Source organism: Pseudomonas sp. 67(2021) (assembly GCF_017491835.1).
Classification (GTDB): domain Bacteria; phylum Pseudomonadota; class Gammaproteobacteria; order Pseudomonadales; family Pseudomonadaceae; genus Aquipseudomonas; species Aquipseudomonas atacamensis.
Genome location: NZ_JAFGYL010000003.1, coordinates 13,298 through 36,240, shown reverse-complemented (window position 1 = coordinate 36,240; position 22,943 = coordinate 13,298). Strand labels below are relative to the sequence as shown.

The following is a 22,943-nucleotide window of genomic DNA, read 5'->3' as shown; positions in this document are numbered from 1 at the left end:
CAATCACCCCACGAATTACGCCAAATGCCTAAAGCCATTCACGTCCTCGCGTTTGCCAATATGCAGATTCTTGATGTCACCGGGCCGTTGCAGGTGTTCGCCTCGGCCAACGATCTGGCCCGCCAGCGTGGTTTGCCGACGCCCTATGCGCCGAGCGTGATCGCCAGCGGCGGCGGGGCGGTGATGTCATCGGCGGGGTTGGCGGTGCTCGCCGAACCGTTGCCACAAACGCCCAGCGACACCTTGATCATCGCCGGCGGCTGGGGCATTTATCCCGCCGCCGAAGACTCGCAACTGGTCGACTGGGTGCGCGAGCACGGCACTCATTGCCGGCGTGTGGCTTCGGTGTGCACCGGGGCCTTTCTGCTCGCCGCCAGCGGCTGGCTCGATGGCCGCCGCGTGGTCACCCACTGGACGCGCTGCGAGCAACTGGCCGCGCAGCATCCGAATCTGCACGTGGAAGCCAATCCGATTTTCATCAACGACGGCCCGGTGTGGACTTCCGCCGGGGTCACGGCCGGTATCGATCTGGCGTTGGCCATGGTCGAAGAAGACCTCGGCCGCGACATCGCCCTCGACGTCGCCCGGCACCTGGTCGTCTTCCTGAAACGCCCGGGCGGGCAGTCGCAATTCAGCGTGACGCTGGCGCTGCAACAACAGGGCAACCGCTTCGATGAACTGCACGCCTGGATCGCCGAAAACCTGACCTGCGACCTCGGCATCCCGACCCTCGCCGAACAGGCCGGTATGAGCGAACGCAGCTTCATCCGCCACTACCGCGCCGACACCGGCCAGACCCCGGCGCGGGCGATCGAATTGATCCGCGTGGAAACCGCTCGACGACTGCTCAGCGATACCGGCCTGCCGGTGAAACGCATCGCCGCCAATTGCGGCTTTGGCAGCGAAGAGACGTTGCGGCGCAGTTTTCTCCGTGCCATTGGCGTGACACCGCAGGCTTATCGCGAGCGGTTTTCGGTCAGCGTTGCAGCAGATCCAGTATCGCCTTGAGGGTTTCCTGCGGCGCTTCTTCGGGAATGTTGTGGCCGACACCCGCCAGCACGCGCCGCTCATAAAAGCCGCTGAAATGCTCGGCATCTTCATCAATCAGCGAAGGCGGGCCGACGCCATCATCGCCACCGCACAGCGAAATGCTCGGCACGCTGATCACCGGCTGTGTGGCCAGCGCTTCTTCCATCCACTCCAGGGCTGGATCGCCCGGGGCGTAGCCGAAGCGATGCCGATAGGAATGAATCACCACGTCGACAAAATCAGGATTATCAAAAGCGCCAGCGGTCAGCGGGTAGCGTTCATCCTTTCGCGCCCATGTCGGTGACCACAGCCGCCAAAGCAACTGACACAACTCCCGGCGATTCTGCTTAAGGCCCTCGATGCCACGGGGCGTGTGGAAGTAGTACTGATACCAGAGCCGATGCTCGTCTTCGGGGTCCAACGGCTGTTTCGCATGGGCGATGTCCTGCACGAGGTAGCCGTCGCCGCTGACCAGCCCGCGCACTCGCGCCGGAAACAACGCCGCGACAATACACGCCGCCCGACCGCCCCAGTCATACCCGCAAAGCATGGCCTGTTCGATACCCAGCGCATCCATCAGATCGAGCAAGTCCTGCGCCATCGCAGCTTGCTGGCCGGAGCGCAGGGTTTGCGCACTGTTGAACCGGGTCGGCCCGTAACCGCGCAAGTACGGCACGATGACGCGGTAGCCTCGCGCGGCCAGCGCCGGGGCGACTTCGTCGAAGGTGCGCGGGGAATAGGGGAAGCCGTGGAGCAGAATCACCGGGGCGCCGTTGTTCGGGCCATGCTGTTCGTAGGCAATGGTCAGAAAAGGCGTAAGGACTGACTGAATCATGACTGTCAACTCCGTGCAAACGTCTTCCAAACCCTAGACCATCGGATAGACTGCGCAGCTCATTCTGTCGACTGGCTTCAAGGACGATACATGTCACTCAAAACGCTGCTTGTTATGTTGGCACTTGTCGTGATGCTGACCGGTTGCGCATCGCCGCCACCGGCATTGCCGGACACCCCGCAGCGCCGTGAACTGATGGAGCGCATGTTTGCCAAGTCGACGATCATGCTGTCCTTCAAGGAGTTGGACGCACGATCCGCCACCGTGCCGGGCGAACCGCAACGCCAGCTCAGCGCCGATGAGGCATTGGCCAGCCATAAGCAACAAATGAATGTAGACCTGCCGGCGGCGTACTGGGAGCAGCGCCGTGCAAACCTTGCGCAACTTATCGATGCCAGAGCAAAAGGTGAAGCCATCGGTCTGGCGGCATACAAGCAGAAGTACTTCGAGCAATTATCCCTGGCACCGACGCCAATGCTCGCGGCGCTGGCCAATGCCCCGAGGATGGACGCGCTGGCAGAGTTTGCATTGGTGCTGCCCAATGACCATCAGCTCAGTTACTTCTACCTGATGACCGTTGCGGATGAAACGTTTTGGGAAATCGAGCAGTTCTACCAGCACATGGCCGATCTGGACGCCCAGTACGGCGTCTGTGCCCTGTACCCGGATTGCTACCGCCCGGACTTCCGCACGGCTAAGCCTCAAGCTCCGCGATCTGATTGAAATACTTCGTCCGATCCGGCGTAAACGTCACCTTCATCTTCGTCCGCGAACACATCAGCGAACGCTCCTGCGCCAGATCAATATCCAGATCCTCACCGCGCAGACCCTGCCACTGCGCCAGATATTTCAGTGAGCCGTACTTCTCGTTTTTCTTCAGGCTGCGACTCACGCCACCCTTCCAGCCAAGCACCGGCAATTCACCGGCCAGGCAGCGCTGGGCCAGTTCGGGAAAGCGTTCGGCGCGCTGGCGGCCGATTTCCCAGCATTTGATCAGGCCTTGGTCGGCGGCTTCCCAGAGCTGGGTGCGGCTCAGCCCGGTGCGAAGGGGGGAGTCGATGCTGCGCTGGATGTGGTGAGGCATTCCGGTTCCTTGAATTCGGGGGTGGTTGGACAGCTCCGCTGTGCCCGTTGCGTTGGATGGTAGGTGTGGATGTAACGGCTGGCAACAAGGTATTTCGGCGTGTAAGCGTACGTTGCGGGAAGCGTTTCAACATAACGTGTGTGGCGTTTGTAGGAGCAGTTTTTACACAGACTGTCGCCAGACATAACCGCCGTGCAGGTTTCACGTTGGGTATGGGCCTGTTGCCGTTGGCTGGCGGGCAGGCCCGTTGTGGAAAAATCCCGTCCAGTCAGGGATCGGTCTGACATGCGCTGACGAAAAAACATCGCTACGGCTGCCAGGAACTCTTCTCGCCACTCAGCTTGCGGTCAAGAAAACTCGCCGCACTGATCAACGCCAGATGCGTCAGCGCTTGCGGCGTGTTGCCCAGATGCCGGCCATGGCTGTCGAACTCTTCGGCGTACAGCCCAAGCGGATTGGCATATCGCAGCAATTGCTCGAACTCCAAGTGGGCTTTTTCCACCTGCCCGGCGCGGGCCAGGCATTCGACATACCAGAACGAGCACGCGGCGAACGCGCCTTCGGTGCCGCTGAGGCCATCGATGTTGGCGTCTTCGTTGCGATAGCGATAGACCATGCCGTCGCGCACCAGGGTTTTTTCGATCGCTTCCAGAGTCGACAGCCAGCGCGGATCCTTGGCGCTGACGAAGCGCACCAGCGGCATCAGCAGCATCGAGCCGTCCAGCGCGGTGCCGCCCTTGTACTGGACGAAGTGCCCGCGTTCTTCATCCCAGAAGTTGTCCCAGATGTCGGTGTAGATCGCTTGTCGGGTCTGGTCCCAACGGGCGAACGGTGCCGGCAGCGAACGCTTGGAAGCCAGGCGGATCGCCCGGTCCAGCGCCACCCAGCACATCAGCCGCGAGTGCAGGAAGTGATGAGTCTCGCCGCGCATTTCCCAGATGCCGACATCTTCGCTCTGCCACGTCTCGCAGACCTGATCGACCACCTCGCCAACGTGCCGCCAGCCTTCGTGGGAAATGGCGTCACCGTATTTGTTGACCAGATACACCGCATCCATCAGCTCGCCGAAGATATCCAGCTGGATCTGATCATAAGCGCCGTTGCCAATGCGCACCGGTTGCGCGCCGCCGTGGCCGGACAGGTGCGCGAGTTCGGTTTCCGGCAATTCCTGCTGGCCGTCGATGGCATAGAGGATGTTGAGTTTCATCGGTTTGCCACAGCAATCGCTGACCCGTCCGCGCAGCCATTGCATGTAGTGGTTGGCCTCATCGACGAAGCCCAGGCGCATGAACGCGTAAACGGTGAACGAAGCATCGCGGATCCACGTGTAGCGGTAATCCCAATTGCGCTCGCCGCCGGGAGTTTCCGGCAGGCCGAAAGTGGCAGCGGCGAGGATTGCACCGTGGCGGCGTGAGGTCAGCAGTTTCAGGGCGAGGGCGGAGCGATTGACGATTTCCCGCCAGCGCCCGCGATAGTTGGATTGGCCGATCCAGCCACGCCAGTATTTGAGGGTGCGCTCCATGCACAATTCGGCGGCGCCTTCGGCAAAGCGTGGGTCGTCGCTGCCACCGAGCATGAATGCGGCGGTTTCATTGTGCTCGAGGGTGAATTGCGCGACGGCCGCTTGCGCGTCGATCTGCAGTGCCTGATCTGAAGCCAGGCGTATCGACGGCTGGCCAGCGGCGTGGAACGTCACGTCCTGTGCGTCCATCTCTGCCCGGGTGTCGGCGCGACCATAGTCGTGGCGCACCGCGCAACGCAGGTTGAACGTCGCCGAGCCGCTGACCACGCGCACCCGGCGCATCAGCAGGGGCAGGGCGTCGACATCGTCACCGATGGGCAGCAGATCGGTGATTTCCACCACCGCGTGTTCGCTCAGCCAACGGGTCTGCAAGACGTTGGTGTCGGGCAGATAAATCTGTTCCCGGCGTGCATCCGGCAAGTCCGGCGCGAGCTGGAAAATCCCTGCTTCAGGGGTGTCGAGCAGCGAGCAGAAGATCGTCGGGCTGTCGAACTCCGGCCAGCAGAAAAAATCCACGCTCCCCTTGTCGTTGACCAGTGCGGCGCTGCGCATGTCGCCGATGATGCCGTGGGCACCGATGGGACTTTGTTGTTCCATTTCAGGCTCAGCCATTGCCGCGAAACTCCGGATAGAGGCTCATCCCGCCATCGATGAACAGGGTGGTGCCGACGATGTAATCGGACAGGTCGGAAGCGAGGAAAACCACTGCGTTGGCAACATCCTCGACATCGCCAATGCGTCCATAGGGAATCAGCTCAAGAAGTTTTTCGCCGGCCGCGCCTTCAGTGGCTTCTGTGTTGATGGCCGTGCTGATCGCACCGGGCGCAATGCTGTTGATACGGATGCGCTGGTGGCTGACTTCCTGGGCGAGGCTCTGCATCAACTGATCGACGCCGCCCTTCGATGCCGCGTAATTGACATGCCCGGCCCATGGAATGCGCTGATGCACCGAACTCATGTGAATGATCTTGCCCGCCGCGCGCGACACGCCTTCGCGCACGCCCTGACGCTGGAAAATCCGCAACGCCGCCCGCGCGCAGAGGAACTGCCCGGTGAGGTTGACGCCGATTACCGTGTTCCAGTCGTCGAGGGTCATGTCCACGGCGGCAGCGTCTTTTTGCAGGCCGGAATTGGCGACGAGAATGTCCAGCGAGCCGAAGGCTTCGACGGTCTTGGCGAACAGCCTTTCGACCTCTTCTTCCTTCGAGACATCGGCGCCGATGGCGAGGGCCTTGCCGCCTTCGGCGTTGATCTGTGCAGCCAGTTCTTCGGCGGGTTTGGCGCTGCTGTTGTAGTTGATCACGACCGCAGCGCCGGCGGCGGCCAGTGCTTTAGCGGCGGCATGGCCGATGCCGGAGCTGGCACCCGTGACCAGCGCCACCTGATGAGCGAGGGAAATCTGCATGACGATTCGCGCCTTGGTTCCAGAGACTTAAGTAGCTGACTGATGGCCCGTGGCGAGAGTTCATCTGCAACCATGAAAAGTTCGCCAGCTTCAGACCTGATAGCGGCCACTGCTGCGGTGCCATTCGACGTTGCCGGCCAGCCAGCTCTTGAGTCCGCGCAGGTAGCGTTGGAGTAGCTGCGAGGCGTGCGGCAATACCGCCCGTTCTGCCGCCTCATACAGATGCATGATGTCATCGTGAACGGCAGCACTTTGCGCCATGGCCTGCGCGGGGGAGCAGCCCTGTTCTTGGATCAGCAACAAAGGCAGGTTGAAATCGCCGATACCGGCCTGCTGTTCCTTCAGCGCGGAAAACAGATCATTGGCAATGATCGTGGCGCTGGCGGCCAGCGCCGTGACGCGCCGCACCTCAGGTGCGCTGTATTCGTTGGCGGGCAATTCATACCCGCCGATGATGTCGATCAGCGACAGGCACGGCAGGAAACTGTTGACCTGACGCTGAGCCAGATATTCCCAGAGCGCGGGCGTGAGCCCTTCGATACGCCAGGCCGCTTCGGCGGTCATGGTGACGAACATGGCAATGATTTCATGGCGTACGCGGGCAACCTGCGCCGCGGTCGCGAAAGTCTCGACCCGCCTCAGATAGGCACGCAGCGCGACCAGCACCGGATCGCCGCTCAAGGCCTGCTCGAGCTCAGGGCGGAACCGTGCGCTCAGGTAAACCGGTTCCAGCGCCGCCAGCGCCAGGGAAAGGCGCGGCCCGACCATTCTGGGTTCGGACCCGGTTCGCTCATCGTCGCAGTAGTAGTCGTCCACGGCGAACAATGCGGCGAAACATTGCGCCGCGAGCAACAGCCGATCGGGCTCATCGGTGTCGGTATGACACAGCATGGCGAAGCGCCCGAAACCCATGGCGCGGACCTTGTCGTGCCGACCCGGGAAAATCCCCACCTGCTCGATCCACGGCATCAGCCGATCATCCACCTCGTCTGCCAGCGCGGCGTTGTTGCGAAAGGGCGCCAGGCCATACAGGGCGGGGACGGCCCAGGGCACTTTTTCCGCTTCGGGTGAGACGAACATTGACGATTCGTCCATGGCGAGACTCCTGAGTGCGTTTGCAGGGTTCACGGTGACACATGAAGGTCCACGGCCTCATCAGAGCGCAAAAGGCAAGGGACCACACCTGTCAGGTCTGACAGGTCAGCGTGGGTTTTCGACCAATGGTCATCGTCGTTCAGCGCTGGAAAGCTCAGTGGCCTTCACAGACCGCTAACAATTGCGCGCTTCCACGGCATTCAAGGCTATGGCAACTTGGCCGCCCCTGATGAGGCTGCAATCGATGGCAAATCCCTACCGCGAATTGTTCACCGCCCCCGGCGCCCGTGCTTTTGTACTGGCCGGGATGCTGGCGCGCATGCCGATTTCGATGACCGGCATCGGCCTGATCACCATGCTTGCGCAGTTGAACCGCGGTTATGCGCTGGCGGGTGCGGTGGCGGCGACGTTTGCCTTGGCCACGGCGTTTTGCGCGCCGCAGGTATCGCGGCTGGTGGACCGTTATGGGCAGGGGCGGGTGCTGCCAATCTCAGCGCTGACCGGTGGCGGCGGGTTATTGATGTTGCTGCTGTGCACGCGTTTGCAGGCGCCGGACTGGACGTTGTTCGTCTTCGCCGCGCTGGCCGGGTGCATGCCGAGCATGTCGGCGATGGTGCGGGCGCGCTGGACCGAAATCTACCGGGGCCAGCCGCAATTGCAGACGGCGTATGCGCTGGAGTCGGTGCTCGACGAGGTGTGTTTTATCGTCGGGCCGCCGCTGTCGGTGGGGCTGTCCGTTGCGGTGTTTCCCGAGGCCGGGCCGCTGGCGGCGCTGTTGGCCCTGGCCATCGGCGTGACGGCGTTTGTCGCCCAGCGCAGCACCGAGCCGCCCGTGCACGCGCAGGAGTCGCAGCATCAGGGTTCGATCATTCGCTCGACTGACGTGCAATGGCTGCTGGCGTTGATGCTGGCGATGGGCGTGATCGTCGGGGTCATCGATGTGGTCAGCGTCGCTTTCGCTCAACATCAGGGCCAGCCGGCAGCGGCGAGTATTGTTTTGTCGGTATACGCGATCGGCTCATGCCTGGCCGGCATCGCCTTCGGTGCGATGCGTTCGAAACTGCCGTTGCCGCGCCTGTTTCTCTACGGCGGCGTGGCGACGGCGGTGACCACGCTGCCGCTGCTTTTGGCGAGCAACATCCTTGGCTTGTCGATCGCGGTATTTATCGCCGGGCTGTTCTTTTCACCGACGCTGATTGTCGCGATGGCGTTGATCGAACGCATCGTGCCACCTGCAAAACTCACCGAAGGCCTGACCTGGCTGGTGACCGGGCTGAGCATCGGCGTGGCGATAGGCGCCGCCGGTTCCGGCGCGCTGGTGGATGCGTTTGGCGCACGTAGCGGCTTCTGGCTGGCGATTGCGGCGGGGGCGGTGGTGCTGATTTCAGCGTTCCAAAGTTTCCGTCACTTGAAATGAAATTCCACTGTGGGAGCCTGCTCGCGAAGGCGTTGTATCAGGTATGAAGATATTTACTGACACACCGCCTTCGCGAGCAGGCTCGCTCCCACAGTTATTTTGCGGTGTTACCAGCCGCGTCCTGAGTTGACCCAGAAGTTGACGGATAGCGACGTCGACACCGACTCCACCTGATGGAACCAGCCCTCTGGCAAAAACAGCAGATCCCCAGCCTCCAGCGTCACCCGCAAAAACGTCACCTCCCGCGCTGCCGGGAAACGTTCATAGTCCGGCGCGTCCGGGTTGAAATCGCAGCCATCCAGGCCTCCCTTGGGCGCGGTCGACCAGGTGCCCAGCGCTTCGCGGTGATGCGGCGCGGCGAGGGTGAATTTTTTCTGCCCCCAGACTTGGGCGAAGAGGTTGTCGGTGTCATCGCGGTGCAACGGCGTCAGCGTGCCCTTGGGGCCGATCCAGATACGTGGCGGAATGAACAGCGACGTGTCGAAGTAGGGCGGGTACTGGATCTGCTGCAACAACTGCGCGGGCAGAATGTTGTTGCCCATGTACGCCGGCGGCTCGCCGTCCGCGCCTTTGCCTGCCGGGCTGTCCAGCGAGGCGATGAACTCGGCCATCGAGGTCGAGCGGAAATCACGCTCGGTGGAAAAGGTCTTCTTCACGTAATCGCCGTGGCGGGTGATGCCCTGCAGTTCGGCGAAATGCACCAGCGATTCCTCACGGCTCAGGCTGAACAACGGCCAGTCGTGCAGGGCATTGCTGATCACCAGCGGAATGCCGTTGGGCAGATAACGGGTTTCGAATTCGTGCCGGCTCAACCCTTCGCGCGCCCGGCGTTCGACGCTGGTCTGGCGAGGCAGCGCGGCAGTGAGCTTTTCGCTGAAGCGTGGCGGCGTCGGGTAGCGCTTGTTCATGTCGACCTTTGCCACCGTGCCGCCACCTTGGCGGGCGTGGTCGATGATCTGCGGCAACATCGTCGCTAGGCCCATGTTGCCGCCGATCTTCAGGCGCCCGCTGGCGAACAGTTCCTCGACGTTGACCACGCCGGCCATGATCCCGAGAAAATCCTTTTCCGCGACTTCGATGGTCACGTCCGGACGCGGGTGGCGCCCGACTGCCGTGCGCTGGCTGGTCTTGATGTCGTACCAGTACGCCTGCTGCCCACTGAAAATGAACTGGAAAACCCCCTCGATGCCGACCGCGCCGGCGTTGGCGAACAACTTGCCCAGAATGCTCTGCAGGTCCACGGTGATTCCCTCGCGATTGTTGTTTTTTTCCTGAACAGGCAACGAGCGGCTGGCGAGGGAATTTAGCGACCGGGCGACTAATTTGTCCGGCCAGTGATCCGTCTTTCTTGCAGACACATTTTTCAAGGAAAGCGCGGTGACCAAGCTGACATTGCTGTGCCTGCCCTACTCGGGCGCCAGCGCCATGGTTTACAGCCGCTGGCGGCGTCAACTGCCGACGTGGCTGCAATTGCAACCGGTGGAACTGCCGGGGCGTGGCACGCGGTTCGATGAACCGCTGCAAACCGACATGCGCGCACTGGCGCGGCAACTGGCGCGCGAGCACAAGTCGGGGCTGCAAGGCCCGTATGCGTTGTTCGGGCATAGCCTCGGTGCGTTGCTCGCCTGCGAACTGGCCCATGCCTTTCGCGAGTCGGGTGTGCCGGAGCCGCTGGCGCTGTTCGCCTCCGGCACCGCTGCGCCGTCCATGCGCAGCGATTACGACCGCGGCTTTGCCGAACCGCGCAGCGATGAAGAGCTCATCGAACAGTTGCGCACCTTTCAGGGCACCAGCGAAGAAATCCTCGCCAATGAGGAATTGATGAGCCTGACCCTGCCGGTGCTGCGCGCCGATTTCATGATGTGCGGGCGCTTTACGCCTGCCGAGCGGCCCTTGCTCAATTGCCCGGTGCACGTGCTCGGTGGCAAGGAAGACCGCGCCACCACCGAACAACTGATCGGCTGGAGCAAAGAGACCCTGGGCAGTTTCTCGGTGGACATGATGACCGGCGGGCATTTCTTCATTCATGAGCACGAGGCGCGGGTCATTCGCACGATCAAGACCCATCTGGAAGTGCATCACCGACGCCTTGCGCAGGCGGCGCAACCGGCGTTCTGAGACGCGCCTCATCTATCATTTTCAGGAGGCCAGTCATGGCTGTTGCTCTGGGGTTTTCCGTGCGGCCGTTGCTGCCGCAGCGCGGACGTTTGCCGCTGTTGGTCGAGGCGGGCGATGCCGACACTGATCTGTTGGCGGTATTCGATGAATTGAAGGCCTTGGTCGACGAGCATTTGCTGCGCGACGGTGGTGTGCTATTTCGCGGTTTTCGCCTCGATGGCGCCGAGCAGTTCCGCCAGTTCGCCGCGAGTTTCGGCCATCCGCTGCTGAACTACGAGTTCGGCTCGACGCCGCGCACCAACGTCACTCAAGGCGTGTACACCTCCACCGAATACCCGGCGCACCAGAGCATTCCGCTGCACAACGAGCAGGCCTATTCCCGCGACTGGCCGATGAAGATCTGGTTCTACAGCATGATCGCTGCCAGGTCCGGAGGCGAGACGCCGATTGCCGACAGCCGCGAAGTCTACCGGCGCATCCCCGTGGCGATCCGCGAGCGGTTCGTCAGCAAGGGCCTGATGTACGTGCGCAACTTCGGCAATGGCCTCGATGTCGCTTGGGAAGACGTGTTCAACACCGAAGACCGCGAAGTCGTCGAGGCCTACTGCAAGGCCCACGGCATTGTCTGCGAATGGAAGGACGACGGTGAGCTGCGCACGCGGCAGACCTGTCAGGCGGTGGCGGTGCACCCGGTGACCGGCGACCACGTCTGGTTCAATCAGGCGCACCTGTTTCACATCTCCAACCTGCCAGCGGACGTGCGCGAAAGCCTGCTCGACATCGTTGACGAAGAGGACCTGCCGCGTAACGTCTATTACGGCGACGGCTCGCCGATCGAAGACGAGGTGCTGGCGCAGATTCGTGCGGTGCTCGACGACTGTGCGATCAGTTTCCCTTGGCAGGAGGGCGATGTGCTGATGCTCGACAACATGCTCTCGGCTCACGCGCGCTCACCGTTCGAAGGGCCGCGCAAAGTCATCGTGGCGATGGCCGAGGGGCATTCGCAGGACGTGCGTTAGGCGCTTCGCCACTCTTCAACTCAAATGCCGAATCCGGGCCTGTACCGGCTTCGGCATTTGTCTGTCTGGCCTTTGTACCGTCGGGCCGTGATTGCCGCTGGCGCGCTAAATCATCGCGCGGGCCATTCGTTCTTGTTGATACGACCGGGTCTCCAGGTCACGCCGCCGATCAGCAAGGACTCCACGCATGAATGCCGCAGACGCACAGAAACTAGCCCGCCGCTTTATCGAATTGCCCCAGGACAAACGCCGTCTGTTCCTCGCTGGCATGGCCCGCGAGGGCATCGATTTTGCGCAGCTTCCAATGACCGCCTGCGACGGCATCGCCGAGCGTGATGGCCTGTCTTACGCGCAGCAGCGCATGTGGTTTCTCTGGCAACTGGAGCCGACCAGCGCAGCCTATAACTTGCCGATGGCGGTGCGTCTGGATGGTGAATTGCAAGTCGAGGCATTGGAGCAAGCCTTCAGCCGTTTGGCGGCGCGCCACGAATGTTTGCGCACCACCTTCGGCCAGGACGGCGAGCGGGCCTTCCAGCGTGTGGCCGAACCTAAGCCACTGAAACTACCCGTGACTGACCTGAGCAAGTTGCCCCAAGCCCAGCGCTGGCCGCTGGCGCAGCAGCACATGATGGCCGAGGCGACCCAGGCCTTCGACCTGCAGAACGGCCCGCTGCTGAGTCTGCGGCTGTTGCGCCTGGCCGCGCAAGAACACGTGCTGCTGCTGACCCTGCACCACATCATCGCCGACGGCTGGTCGATGAACATTCTGATCGACGAATTCATGCGCACTTACGACGCGCTGGTGGCCGGGCGTGAACCGACGCTGGCGCCCTTGACCGTGCATTACCGCGACTATGCGCTGTGGCAGTGCAGCTGGCTGGAGGCCGGTGAGCGCGAGCGGCAACTGGACTACTGGCGCACGCAACTGGGCGACGAACATCCTGTGCTGGAATTGCCCACCGACCGCGCTTATCCGGCGCAAGCCAGCCATCAGGGCGCACGCCTGGAAACAGTGATCGACGCTGCCCTGCGCGAAGAACTGAAAAACCTTGCCCAGCGTCAGGGCGTGACCTTGTTCGTGGTGTTGCTGGCAGCGTTCAAGACCCTGTTGCATCGCTACAGCGGCCAGACCGATATTCGTGTTGGCGGGCTGATTGCCAACCGCACCCGCAGTGAAACCGAAGGGCTGATCGGCTTCTTCGTCAACACCCAGATTCTGCGCAGCGTGGTCACCGCACAAACACCCTTCACCGAGTTGCTGCAGAACCTGCGCCAGGCCGCCCTTGGCGCCCAGGCCCATCAGGATCTGCCGTTCGACGCATTGATCGAAGCCCTGCAACCGGCGCGCAGCCAGAGCCACAATCCGCTGTTTCAAGTGATGTTCAACCACCAGCCGCTGGTCACCGATTTGCACCAGGCGCAACTTGCTTCGGGCTTGCGCGTGGGCTATCTGAGCGAGGAACAACTGGCCGGCAGTGCTCGGCAACACGCGGCCACCAGCGACCTGATGCTCGACACTCGCGAGGAGGGCGAGCAATTGTTCGCCGCCTTCACTTACGCCACGGATATTTTTGATGCCGCAACCATTGCCGCGCTGGCCGGGCATTGGCGCAACATTCTCCAGTCGGTGTGCCGTGATCCGCAGCAGTTGATCGGCGAAGTGGCGATGCTCGCCGACAGCGAACGCCACGGGTTGATCCAGGCCACAGCGCCAGCGCCTCGCTTTATCAGCGTGCAAAGCTTGTTCGAAGCGCAGGTCGCGCGCACTGCGCAAATGCCGGCGGTGCTGTTGGCCACCGCGCCTTCACGGGCATTCAGCTACGAGGAGCTCAACAGCCGCAGCAATCGCTTGGCCCATCAGTTGCGCGCACAGGGTGTCGGCCCGGACGTGCTGGTCGGCGTCGCGCTGGGACGTTCACTGGAACTGGCGGTGGCGCTGCTTGCCGTGCTCAAGGCCGGTGGTGCCTATGTGCCGCTGGATCCACAGACCCCAGCCGAACGCTTGCGCCATGTGCTCGCTGACAGTGGTTTGCAACTGTTGCTCAGTGATCAGCAAAGCCTTGCCAGCCTGCCGCCGCTCGACGGTATCGAGTGCCTGTGTCTGGAGCAATTGCCCGCCAGCGGGCAGAGCGACAATCTGTCGGTCACGGTCGAGGCCGACAATCTCGCGTACGTGATCTACACCTCGGGTTCCACCGGGCGGCCGAAAGGCGTGGCGATCAGTCATGGCGCGCTGAGCGAGTTCATCGCCCGAGCCATCGACTACAGCGATCTGCGCGAAGGCGACCGGGTTCTGCAATTCGCCACCAGCAGTTTCGATGGCTTCGTCGAGCAGTTTTTCCCACCGCTGTGCCACGGCGCCAGCGTGGTCATGCGCGACGCGCCGTTGTGGGACAGCGCGACTTTGCATCAGGTCATCGTCGATCAGGGCATCACTCTGGCCGACCTGCCGGCGGCTTATTGGTATTGGCTGGTGCAGGAATACGCGGCGAAACCGCCGGCCAGTTTCGGCGCGCTGCGGCAGGTTCACGTCGGCGGTGAAGCCATGGCGGTGGACGGTTTGCGCTTGTGGCAACAGGCCGGGCTCGGCCATGTGCGCCTGCTCAACACCTACGGCCCGACCGAGGCCACGGTGGTCTCGACGATTCATGACTGCACCGCGCTGACCGCACAGGACGTGTCGTGGCGCGGCATGCCGATCGGCCACGGACTGGCAGCACGGCGTCTGTACGTGCTCGACGATGATCTGAACCTGCTGCCGCAAGGCGCGGTGGGCGAGTTGTACATCGGTGGGCCGGGGCTGGCGCGCGGTTATCAGCGCCAACCGAGCCTCAGCGCCGAGCGTTTCATTGCCGACCCGTTTGCCGACGGCCAGCGCCTGTATCGCACTGGCGACCGTGCGCGGCTGCGCGGCGATGGCGCGCTGGAGTATGTCGGCCGGGTCGATCATCAAGTGAAGATTCGCGGCTTCCGCATCGAACTGGGCGAGATCGAATCGCGCCTGCAGCAATCTCCGGGCGTTCGCGAGGCAGTGGTGCTGGCTGTGCCGTTCGCGGGTGGAGCGCAACTGGTCGCTTACGTGGTGACAGAACCTGCGGTGCTTGCCAGCGCGGCAACGCAAACGGCCTTCCGTCAGCAGACCCGCGCTGCGCTGCAAGCCAGCCTGCCGGATTACATGGTGCCGGGGCATCTGCTGTTGCTGGCGAACCTGCCGCTGACGCCGAGCGGCAAGCTCGACCGCAAGGCCTTGCCAGCGCCGGATCCGGAGCAGTTGCAGGGCGATTACCGCGCCCCGCAATCACCGGCCGAACAATGTCTGGCGCAGGTCTGGGCCGAGGTGCTGCACGTGCCGCGTGTGGGCCTGGACGATCACTTTTTTGAACTGGGCGGCCATTCGTTGTTGGCCGCGCAAGTGATTGTCCGGGTCAAGGAGCAGATGGGCGTGGTGCTGCCGCTGCGCAGCCTGTTCGAAAAACCGCTGCTGGCGGATCTCGCCGAGGTGCTCGGGCAACTGGCCGAGACGAGCGGCGACGACGACTGGTCCGACCTGGATCAGTTCATGAATGCTTTGCAAGGAGAAGAAGTATGAGCGGCACGATGGCGGAACGTATTGCAAAAAGGTTCGTCGGCCTGCCGCTGGAACAGCGTCGGCTGTTTCTCGCCAAGCTGCGCGAGGAGGGCAAGGAATTCAGCCTGTTGCCGCTGCCGGTCAGCCGCCACGACTGCGCGCAGATTCCCCTGTCGTTCGCCCAGCAACGCCTGCTGTTTCTCTGGCAACTGGAACCGCACAGCGCCGCGTACAACATGGCCGCTGGCTTGCGTCTCAAAGGCCGGCTGGACGAGTCAGCCCTGAGCCGCTCGTTCGATCATCTGCTGGCGCGCCATGAAGTGTTGCGCACGGTGTTTCACACCGACGGCGATCAAGCGCATCAGCTGATTCTCGAGCAACAAAGTATTGCGCTGGAACGCTTCGATCTGACCGGCACCGCCGCGCAAGAGCGCGAAGAACTGCTCGCGCAACACGTGCAAGACGTCACCGCGCAACCGTTCGATCTGCGCCACGGCCCGTTGTTGCGCGCCAGTCTGTTTGCCTTGGCCGACGATGAGTTCGTGCTGGTGGTGAGCATGCATCACATCGTCTCCGATGGCTGGTCGATGGACGTCATGGTCAAGGAATTCGTGCAGTGCTATCAGGCGTTCAGCCTGCAGCGCGAGCCGCAACTGCCGGCGCTGCCGTTGCAGTACGCCGACTATGCGATCTGGCAGCGGCGCTGGCTGGAGGCCGGCGAGGGTGAACGCCAGCTCGACTACTGGCGTCAGCAATTGGGCGACGAACATCCGCTGCTGGAAGTGGCGCCGGACTTTGCCCGACCGCTGACGCAAAGCTTTGCAGGACAGACCCTGAGCTTTGATTTCGGTGCTGACCTTTCGCAGCAGCTCAACGTCTTCGCGCGCAGCCAGGGCATCAGCCTGTTCATGCTGGTGCTGGCGGGGTTCTCGCTGTTCCTTTCGCGTCTGGCCGGCGAGCGCGACATTCGTGTCGGCGTGCCGAATGCCAACCGTGGCCGCGCCGAAGTCGAGGGGCTGATCGGTTTCTTCGTCAACACCCAGGTGCTGCGTTGCCAGGTCGATGAGCGCGGCAGTTTCGCCGATTTGCTCGCGCAGGTGCGTGAAGCGGCGTTCGGCGCGCAGGCGCATCAGGAATTGCCGTTCGAGCAACTGGTCGACGAATTGGTCGCCGAACGCACCCTGGGCCACAACCCGCTGTTCCAGGCCAAGTTCAACCAGAACGTCGGCATGCAGAAACAGCGCTCGATGGCCTTGCCCGGCCTGACCGTCAGCGAATATCCGCTGGCCAAGGACGGCACGCACTTCGATCTGGCCTTGGATATCACCGACGACGGCGCGCTGATCCACGGCCAGATGACCTACGCCAGCGATCTCTATCGGGCGGAAACGGTCGCCGGTTTTGTACCGATGTTGCTGGATCTGTTTACCCAGTTGCTCGACTCGCCGCAGGCGCCATTGCATATGGTAGCGACGCCACGGCCTGCTGCGCTTGCCAGCCAACGCGAACCGGCGTTGACGGTGTTGCAGCACTGGGCGCGTGAAGTGGCGCGGCAGCCGCAGGCGTTGGCCGCTCGGGATCTCAAGCAAACGGTGACTTTCCAGGCGCTGGATGAGGAGGCCAATCGTCTCGCCCATTATTTGCGTGCGCAGGGCGTCGATGTCGGCGACCCGGTGGCGGTGCTGCTGGAACGTTCGCTGGACTGGCTGACTTGCCTGTTGGCGATTCTCAAGGCTGGCGCGGTGTATATGCCGCTCGACGTCAAGGCGCCAAGCGCGCGCCTGAAGCAGATGCTCGGTGCTGCGCAGGCGCGGGCGATGATCGGTGCTGAAGGCGACGCACGGCTCAGCGAAGTGGCGGGTGAGGGCTGTCAGGGTCTGGAGTTTGCACCGGGGCAATGGCACTCGCTGCCGACGTCCGCGCCTGAGCTGACGCTGTATGCGCAGTCGCCGGCCTACGTGATTCACACCTCCGGTTCCACCGGGCAACCCAAGGGCGTGCTGGTTAGCCACGGCGCGCTGGGCAGTTACGTGCGCGGCGTACTCGAACGTCTGGCGCCGGCGCCCGAGGCGAGCATGGCGCTGGTCTCGACCATCGCCGCCGACCTTGGCTTCACCGTGCTGTTCGGCGCGTTGTGCTCGGGCCGACTGCTGCATGTGCTGCCAGAAGAACTCGGCTTCGACCCGGATCGCTTTGCCGAATACATGGCCCGCCATCGCGTCGGCGTGCTGAAGATCGTCCCCGGGCATCTCGCCGCGCTGTTGCAGGCGGCCAAGCCTGCCGACGTGTTGCCGGAACACGCGCTGATCGTCGGCGGCGAAGCCTGTTCGCCGGCGCTGGTCGAGCGTGTGCAGCAACTGAAACCGGGCTGTCGTCTGATCAACCACTATGGCCCGAGCGAAACCACCGTGGGCGTGCTGACCCACGAGGTCGAAGAACTCGCCGCCCAGGCGCGCAGTGTTCCGATCGGCGCAGCGCTGGTCGGTGCTCATGTCTATGTGCTCGACGATGTGCTCAACCCAGTGGCCGATCAGGTTGCCGGTGAGTTGTACATCGGTGGCGACAGCGTTGCCCTTGGCTACCTGAATCAGCCGGGGCTCACCGCTGAGCGTTTCCTGCCTGATCCGTTTGGGAACCCCGGCGCGCGGGTGTACCGCAGTGGCGACCGGGTCCGGCGCAATCGCGAGCAGGCGCTTGAGTTCATCGGTCGTGCCGACGATCAGGTCAAAGTGCGCGGCTACCGTGTCGAGCCTGCGGAAGTCGCGCGGGTGTTGCTCAGCCTCGATGGCGTCAGCGAAGCCGCCGTGCTCGCGCTGCCACTGGATGACGATCCGGCGCGCCTGCAACTGCTGGCGTGGTGCGTGCCGGCAGTGGGCGTGAAGGTGCAGGCGCAGGATCTGCGCGAGCAATTGCAGGCGCGGCTGCCGGATTACATGGTGCCGGCGCAGTTAGTGTTACTGGATAAGCTGCCGCTGACTGCCAACGGCAAGCTCGACAAGCGTGCCTTGCCAGTGCCCGGCGTGGTCAGCCAGCAGTTCGTCGCGCCGGTCGGTGAGATCGAGGAGAAACTCGCCGCGATCTGGGCCGAGGTGCTCAAGCTCGAAACAGTCGGCAGCAGCGATAACTTCTTTGAACTGGGTGGCGACTCGATCCTCAGCTTGCAGATCATCGCCCGGGCCAAGCGCCAGGGCATCAAGCTCAGCCCCAAGCAGTTGTTCGAAAAACAGACCATCGGCCAACTGGCTGCTGTGGCCAAACTGATCGAAGCCAAACCGGCTGCCGTCGCCGCACCAATGGCACGCGGGCCGTTGCCGTTGCTGCCGATCCAGGTGCGCTTCTTCGAGACGCCGATTGCCCAGCGTCAGCACTGGAATCAGTCGGTAATGCTGCAACCGACCCTGGCGCTGGACGCCGTGCATTTGCGCAAGGCGCTGGCGACGTTGGTCGAACAGCACGAAGCGCTGGCCTTGAGCTTTGTGCAGTCGGGCGATAGCTGGCAGGCGTTGCCGCAGACTCAGCGCGATGCCGAACTGCTTTGGCTGCGCGAGCTGGACAGTCTCGATGCCTTGCCGGCCGTGTCCGACGCGGCGCAGCGCAGCCTTGATCTGCAACGCGGGCATTTGCTGCGCGCGGTGCTGGTGACTCTGCCGAATGCCGAGCAGCGCTTGTTGCTGGTCATCCATCACTTGGTCGTCGACGGCGTGTCGTGGCGCATTCTGCTTGAGGACTTGCAGCAGTCTTACCAGGCATTGGCGGCGGGGACGGCGCCGGTGTTGCCAGGCCAGAGCAGTTCGCTGCACAACTGGGCCGAGCAGTTGCATCGTTATGCACAGAGTGAAGCGCTGGCCGGCGAACGCGATTATTGGCGCCAGACCCTGGCGGCGGAAGACGCGGCACTGCCACAAGATTTCGCCGTGGACAGCCAGACCCGCGCCCAGGCCGCCCGTGCCAGTACGCGCCTGAGCCAGACATTGACCGACAAGCTGCTGAAAGTCGCCCCGGCGGCTTATCGCACGCAGATCAACGATCTGTTGCTGACGGCTTTGGCGCGGGTGCTGTGTGACTGGAGCGAGCAGCCGTCGGTGTTGATCCAGCTCGAAGGCCATGGTCGTGAAGACCTGTTCGACGACATCGACCTGAGCCGCACGGTCGGCTGGTTCAGCAGCCTGTTCCCGGTGCGCCTGACCCCGCAGACGAGTCCCGCTGCATCGCTGTGTGCGATCAAGGAACAACTGCGCGCCGTGCCGGGCAAAGGCATCGGTTATGGCGTGCTGCGTTACCTCACGCGTGCAGCCGAGTTGCAGACGCTGGCGCAACCACGGGTGACCTTCAATTACCTCGGTCAGTTCGACGGCGCGTTCAGCGCCGAGCAGGGCGCGTTGTTCGTGCCAAGCGCTGACAGCACCGGCGCCAATCAGAATGGGCAAGCGCCGCTGGGCAATTGGCTGAGCGTCGACGGACAGGTTCTCGGTGGTGAGCTGGAACTGACCTGGACTTTCGGCATCGGCATGTATCGCGCCGAGACCATCGAGGCGTTGGCCGAGGCTTATCGCCGCGAGCTGGAACGCCTGATCGAACATTGCTGCGCGAGCGGCGCAGGTGGCGTGACACCGTCGGACTTCAACCTCGCCCATCTCACGCAAGCGCAGCTGTCGGCGCTGCCGATGGCGCCGCGTGACATCGTCGATCTGTACCCGCTGTCGCCGATGCAGCAAGGCATTCTGTTCCACAGCCGCAACGAGCCGGACAGTCCGGCCTATACCAATCAGCTGCGCGTCGACGTCGAGCAGCTCGACGCCGAGCGCTTCCGCCAGGCCTGGCAGCAGACCGTCGATGCTCACGATATTTTGCGCACGGCATTCGTCTGGCCGCAGGATGCCGCCGCGCCGGTGCAAGTGGTGCGCAGCCGCGTGCAGATGCCGTGGCAGGTGCAGGACTGGCGCGGTCGCGCTGGCCTGGATGTCGCGCTTGATCATCTCGCCACTGAAGATCTGCATAACGGCTTCGATCTGCTCGATGCACCGCTGTTGCGCGTGACGTTGGTGCGCATCGATGAGCACACTCATCACCTGATCTACACCTGCCATCACATCCTGATGGACGGCTGGAGCACTTCGCAGTTGTTCGGCGAAGTGCTGCAACGCTACGCCGGCATCGCGCCGAGCGCAGGGCAGGGGCGTTATCGCGATTACATCGAATGGCTCGGCCAGCGTGATCAGCAGGCCAGTCGACAGTTCTGGAGTGCGGCGCTGGCGGACCTTGAACAGCCGACGCGACTGGCCAGTGCCATGCCGGTCAGGCACGCGGCCAGCGGCTACGCCGATCACGAGCATGTGTTCAGCGAACCGCTGACCGCCGAACTGAACCGCTTCGCCCGCGAGCAGAAAGTTACCCTCAACACACTGGTGCAAGCGGCGTGGCTGCTGCTGTTGCAGCGCTACACCGGCCAGGATCACGTGGCGTTCGGCGCGACGGTCGCCGGACGGCCAACCGATTTGCCGGGCGTCGAGCAGCAGATCGGCCTGTTCATCAACACGCTGCCAGTGGTGGCTGCGCCGTCGGCCGAGATCGCTGTGAATCAATGGCTGCAACAGGTGCAGGCTCTCAACCTGGCCTTGCGCGAGCACGAACACACGCCGCTGTATGACATTCAGCGCTGGGCCGGGGCGGGTGTCGGGGCATTGTTCGACAGCATTCTGGTGTTCGAGAACTATCCGATGGCCGAAGCGCTGGCGCAGGGCCCTGAGACGGGCCTGAAGTTCTCGGCGATCCGCCGGCAGGAGCAGACCCACTATCCGCTGACGCTGGTCGCGGTCACCGGCCGCGAGCTGAGTCTGGGCGTAAGTTACGATCAGGCCAGCTTCGACGCTCAAGCGATCCGCGCGTTGAGTGCGCAGTTGCAAGGTCTGCTCGAGCAGTTCCTTGCCGATGCCACGCAGCCGCTGGGCGCGCTGCAACTGCTCGCCGAGCCACAAAGGCAACAAGCGATCGAGTGGGGCAAGGCGCCGGTTACCACGCCGGATCAACGCACGGTGCTGGCGCACATCGCCGCGCAGGTGCAGCGACAGCCACAGGCGAACGCGGTGCTGTTCGCTGAGCAGTCCATCGCTTACCAAGACCTCGATACCCGGGCCAATCGTCTGGCGCACAAGCTGCAAGGCATGGGCGTCGGGCCGGAAGTGCGCGTCGGCGTGTGCATGCGCCGCACGCCGGACATGCTCGTCGGCTTGCTGGCGATCCTCAAGGCCGGTGGCGCCTACGTGCCGCTTGATCCGGATTACCCGCAGGAACGCTTGCTGCACATGCTCGACGACAGCCGCGCGGCGGTGCTGCTCACTGAGCCGGCGGCGTTGGCGATGCTGCCCGAGTCGTTGAGTGCGCAGGTGCTGTTGGTGGACGAGAGCGAAGCCAGCGAATACCCGGCCACTGCGCCGCTGGTTAACCTCGCGGCTGAAAATCTGGCGTACGTGATCTACACCTCCGGCTCCACCGGCAAACCGAAAGGCGTAGCCATCAGCCACGGCAATCTATCGGCGCTGATTCAATGGTCGGCTGGGGTCTATCGCGAAGAACAATTGCGCGGCGTGCTGGCCTCGACCTCGATCTGCTTCGATCTCTCGGTGTGGGAAATCTTCGTCACGCTGGCCTGCGGAGGCTGCCTCGTGCTGGCCGACAACGCCCTGGCGCTGGCGGATTTGCCGGCGCGCGATGAGGTAACGCTGATCAACAGCGTGCCGTCGGCGATCGCCGCGTTGCAACGGGCCGGGCAGATTCCGTCGTCGGTCGGCACCATCAATCTGGCCGGCGAACCGCTCAAGCAGGGTCTGGTCGACAGCCTCTACGCCAGCACTCAGGTGCAGCAGGTCTACGATCTTTACGGGCCGTCGGAGGACACCACTTATTCGACCTTCACCCTGCGCACGCCAATGGGCCGGGCGAACATTGGCCGGCCACTGGACAACACCGTGGCGTACCTGCTCGACAGTCAGTTGCAGGCGCTGCCCGAGGGCGTGGCGGCCGAGCTGTATCTGGCGGGTGCCGGGGTGACGCGCGGCTATCTGCGTCGTGCCGCGCTGACCGCCGAACGCTTTGTGCCGAATCCTTACGCGAGCAACGGCGAGCGCCTGTACCGCACCGGCGATCTGGTGCGCCAGGGCGACGATGGCAACATCGAGTACATCGGTCGCGCCGACCATCAGGTGAAGATTCGCGGCTTCCGCATCGAACTCAGCGAGATCGAAGCACGCCTGCTGGAACTCGACGATATCCGTGAGGCGGTGGTACTGGCGCAGGACGGCGCCGCAGGCAAACACCTGCATGCCTACCTCGTCGCCGCACCGGACAGCGAGCGGTCGACGCTGGCCGAGCGGGTGCGCAATGCGCTGGTCAGCCGCTTGCCGGCGCACATGGTGCCGGGGCATCTGCACCTGATCGACGCGATCCCGCTGACGCCCAACGGCAAGCTCGATCGCAATGCGCTGATGGCGTTGGGCGAGAGCCCGACGCAGGAGCAATACCTAGCGCCGCAAAGCGACTTGCAGTGGGAGGTCGCGACGATCTGGCAGCAAGTGCTGGAAGTCGAGCGGGTAGGGCTGGCGGACAACTTCTTCCAGCTCGGCGGCCATTCGTTACTGGCGACGCTGGTGGTGACCCGGGTGCAGGAACGTCTGGGCGACAAGGTGCCGCTCAAGGCGCTGTTCGAGACCGACACGCTCAAGGATTTCTGCGCGCGGATCGAAGCCCTGCGCGTCGAAATGTCGCCCGTTCAGGATGAATTGGCTAAATCACTGGAGGCCCTCAAACGTCTATCCCTCGATGATCTGGAAAAACTGATTTCTTGAGAGGGAAAAA

The 22,943-nt window shown here is 63.2% G+C and carries 13 protein-coding genes; 7 read left to right on the top strand and 6 right to left on the bottom strand.

The annotated features are described in order from the left end of the window. The first annotated feature begins 24 nt into the window (after positions 1–24). Entirely contained in the window at positions 25–1,008 is a 984-nt protein-coding gene (locus J5M66_RS05760; protein WP_110601400.1) for a GlxA family transcriptional regulator, read from the top strand. On the opposite strand, the gene J5M66_RS05755 is transcribed toward J5M66_RS05760, so the two are convergent. Next, positions 977–1,864 carry an alpha/beta hydrolase gene (locus J5M66_RS05755; RefSeq protein WP_206420719.1) on the bottom strand — a complete coding sequence of 296 codons (888 nt, stop codon included), beginning with the start codon at positions 1,862–1,864 and terminating at the stop codon, positions 977–979. The two genes, J5M66_RS05760 and J5M66_RS05755, sit on opposite strands and share 32 nt — an antisense overlap. 114 nt (positions 1,865–1,978) lie before the next feature. Between J5M66_RS05755 and J5M66_RS05750 the strand changes: the two genes are divergently transcribed. Beyond that, positions 1,979–2,587: a hypothetical protein gene (locus J5M66_RS05750; protein ID WP_243433545.1), complete on the top strand. Its 609-nt coding sequence runs from the start codon at positions 1,979–1,981 to the stop codon at positions 2,585–2,587. On the opposite strand, the gene J5M66_RS05745 is transcribed toward J5M66_RS05750, so the two are convergent. The 4 genes from J5M66_RS05745 to J5M66_RS05730 form a co-directional block, all read right to left on the bottom strand. Continuing rightward, positions 2,559–2,948, bottom strand: coding sequence for a hypothetical protein (locus J5M66_RS05745; RefSeq protein WP_016773888.1), 390 nt, complete (start codon positions 2,946–2,948; stop codon positions 2,559–2,561). The genes J5M66_RS05750 and J5M66_RS05745 overlap by 29 nt on opposite strands. A 307-nt stretch (positions 2,949–3,255) precedes the next feature. Next, on the bottom strand, positions 3,256–5,082 hold the full coding sequence (locus J5M66_RS05740) for a glycoside hydrolase family 15 protein (protein ID WP_024012347.1): 1,827 nt from the start codon (positions 5,080–5,082) through the stop codon (positions 3,256–3,258). Then, positions 5,075–5,875: a glucose 1-dehydrogenase gene (locus tag J5M66_RS05735; RefSeq protein ID WP_206420718.1), complete on the bottom strand. Its 801-nt coding sequence runs from the start codon at positions 5,873–5,875 to the stop codon at positions 5,075–5,077. Before J5M66_RS05735 ends, J5M66_RS05740 begins: the two co-directional genes overlap by 8 nt. Before the next feature lie 90 nt (positions 5,876–5,965). Beyond that, the gene (locus J5M66_RS05730) at positions 5,966–6,970 is read right to left on the bottom strand and encodes a family 2 encapsulin nanocompartment cargo protein terpene cyclase (protein WP_207807368.1); all 1,005 of its coding nucleotides are present in this window, start codon (positions 6,968–6,970) and stop codon (positions 5,966–5,968) included. A gap of 244 nt (positions 6,971–7,214) precedes the next feature. On the opposite strand from J5M66_RS05730, the gene J5M66_RS05725 reads away from it, so the two are divergent. Continuing rightward, entirely contained in the window at positions 7,215–8,387 is a 1,173-nt protein-coding gene (locus J5M66_RS05725; protein WP_123443154.1) for an MFS transporter, read from the top strand. Positions 8,388–8,494: 107 nt separating this feature from the next. On the opposite strand, the gene J5M66_RS05720 is transcribed toward J5M66_RS05725, so the two are convergent. After that, positions 8,495–9,628: a cupin-like domain-containing protein gene (locus J5M66_RS05720; RefSeq protein ID WP_207807367.1), complete on the bottom strand. Its 1,134-nt coding sequence runs from the start codon at positions 9,626–9,628 to the stop codon at positions 8,495–8,497. A 136-nt stretch (positions 9,629–9,764) separates the two neighbouring features. On the opposite strand from J5M66_RS05720, the gene J5M66_RS05715 reads away from it, so the two are divergent. From J5M66_RS05715 to J5M66_RS05700, 4 genes are all read left to right on the top strand, one after another. Beyond that, on the top strand, positions 9,765–10,505 hold the full coding sequence (locus J5M66_RS05715; RefSeq protein ID WP_073474043.1) for an alpha/beta fold hydrolase: 741 nt from the start codon (positions 9,765–9,767) through the stop codon (positions 10,503–10,505). Between the two features lie 35 nt (positions 10,506–10,540). Further along, on the top strand, positions 10,541–11,524 hold the full coding sequence (locus J5M66_RS05710) for a TauD/TfdA family dioxygenase (RefSeq protein WP_024012352.1): 984 nt from the start codon (positions 10,541–10,543) through the stop codon (positions 11,522–11,524). 187 nt (positions 11,525–11,711) lie between these two features. Beyond that, the gene (locus J5M66_RS05705; RefSeq protein ID WP_207807366.1) at positions 11,712–15,113 is read left to right on the top strand and encodes a non-ribosomal peptide synthetase; all 3,402 of its coding nucleotides are present in this window, start codon (positions 11,712–11,714) and stop codon (positions 15,111–15,113) included. After that, the gene (locus J5M66_RS05700) at positions 15,110–22,933 is read left to right on the top strand and encodes a non-ribosomal peptide synthetase (RefSeq protein WP_207807365.1); all 7,824 of its coding nucleotides are present in this window, start codon (positions 15,110–15,112) and stop codon (positions 22,931–22,933) included. The genes J5M66_RS05705 and J5M66_RS05700 overlap by 4 nt, the downstream gene beginning before the upstream one ends. Positions 22,934–22,943 lie beyond the last annotated feature (10 nt).

Coding starts and splice junctions, on each gene's coding strand:
- J5M66_RS05700 (WP_207807365.1), top strand. CDS start 15,110: ATGAGCGGCACGATGGCGGAACGTATTGCAAAAAGGTTCGTCGGCCTG.
- J5M66_RS05710 (WP_024012352.1), top strand. CDS start 10,541: ATGGCTGTTGCTCTGGGGTTTTCCGTGCGGCCGTTGCTGCCGCAGCGC.
- J5M66_RS05740 (WP_024012347.1), bottom strand. CDS start 5,082: ATGGCTGAGCCTGAAATGGAACAACAAAGTCCCATCGGTGCCCACGGC.
- J5M66_RS05735 (WP_206420718.1), bottom strand. CDS start 5,875: ATGCAGATTTCCCTCGCTCATCAGGTGGCGCTGGTCACGGGTGCCAGC.
- J5M66_RS05725 (WP_123443154.1), top strand. CDS start 7,215: ATGGCAAATCCCTACCGCGAATTGTTCACCGCCCCCGGCGCCCGTGCT.
- J5M66_RS05745 (WP_016773888.1), bottom strand. CDS start 2,948: ATGCCTCACCACATCCAGCGCAGCATCGACTCCCCCCTTCGCACCGGG.
- J5M66_RS05705 (WP_207807366.1), top strand. CDS start 11,712: ATGAATGCCGCAGACGCACAGAAACTAGCCCGCCGCTTTATCGAATTG.
- J5M66_RS05755 (WP_206420719.1), bottom strand. CDS start 1,864: ATGATTCAGTCAGTCCTTACGCCTTTTCTGACCATTGCCTACGAACAG.
- J5M66_RS05750 (WP_243433545.1), top strand. CDS start 1,979: ATGTTGGCACTTGTCGTGATGCTGACCGGTTGCGCATCGCCGCCACCG.
- J5M66_RS05760 (WP_110601400.1), top strand. CDS start 25: ATGCCTAAAGCCATTCACGTCCTCGCGTTTGCCAATATGCAGATTCTT.
- J5M66_RS05730 (WP_207807368.1), bottom strand. CDS start 6,970: ATGGACGAATCGTCAATGTTCGTCTCACCCGAAGCGGAAAAAGTGCCC.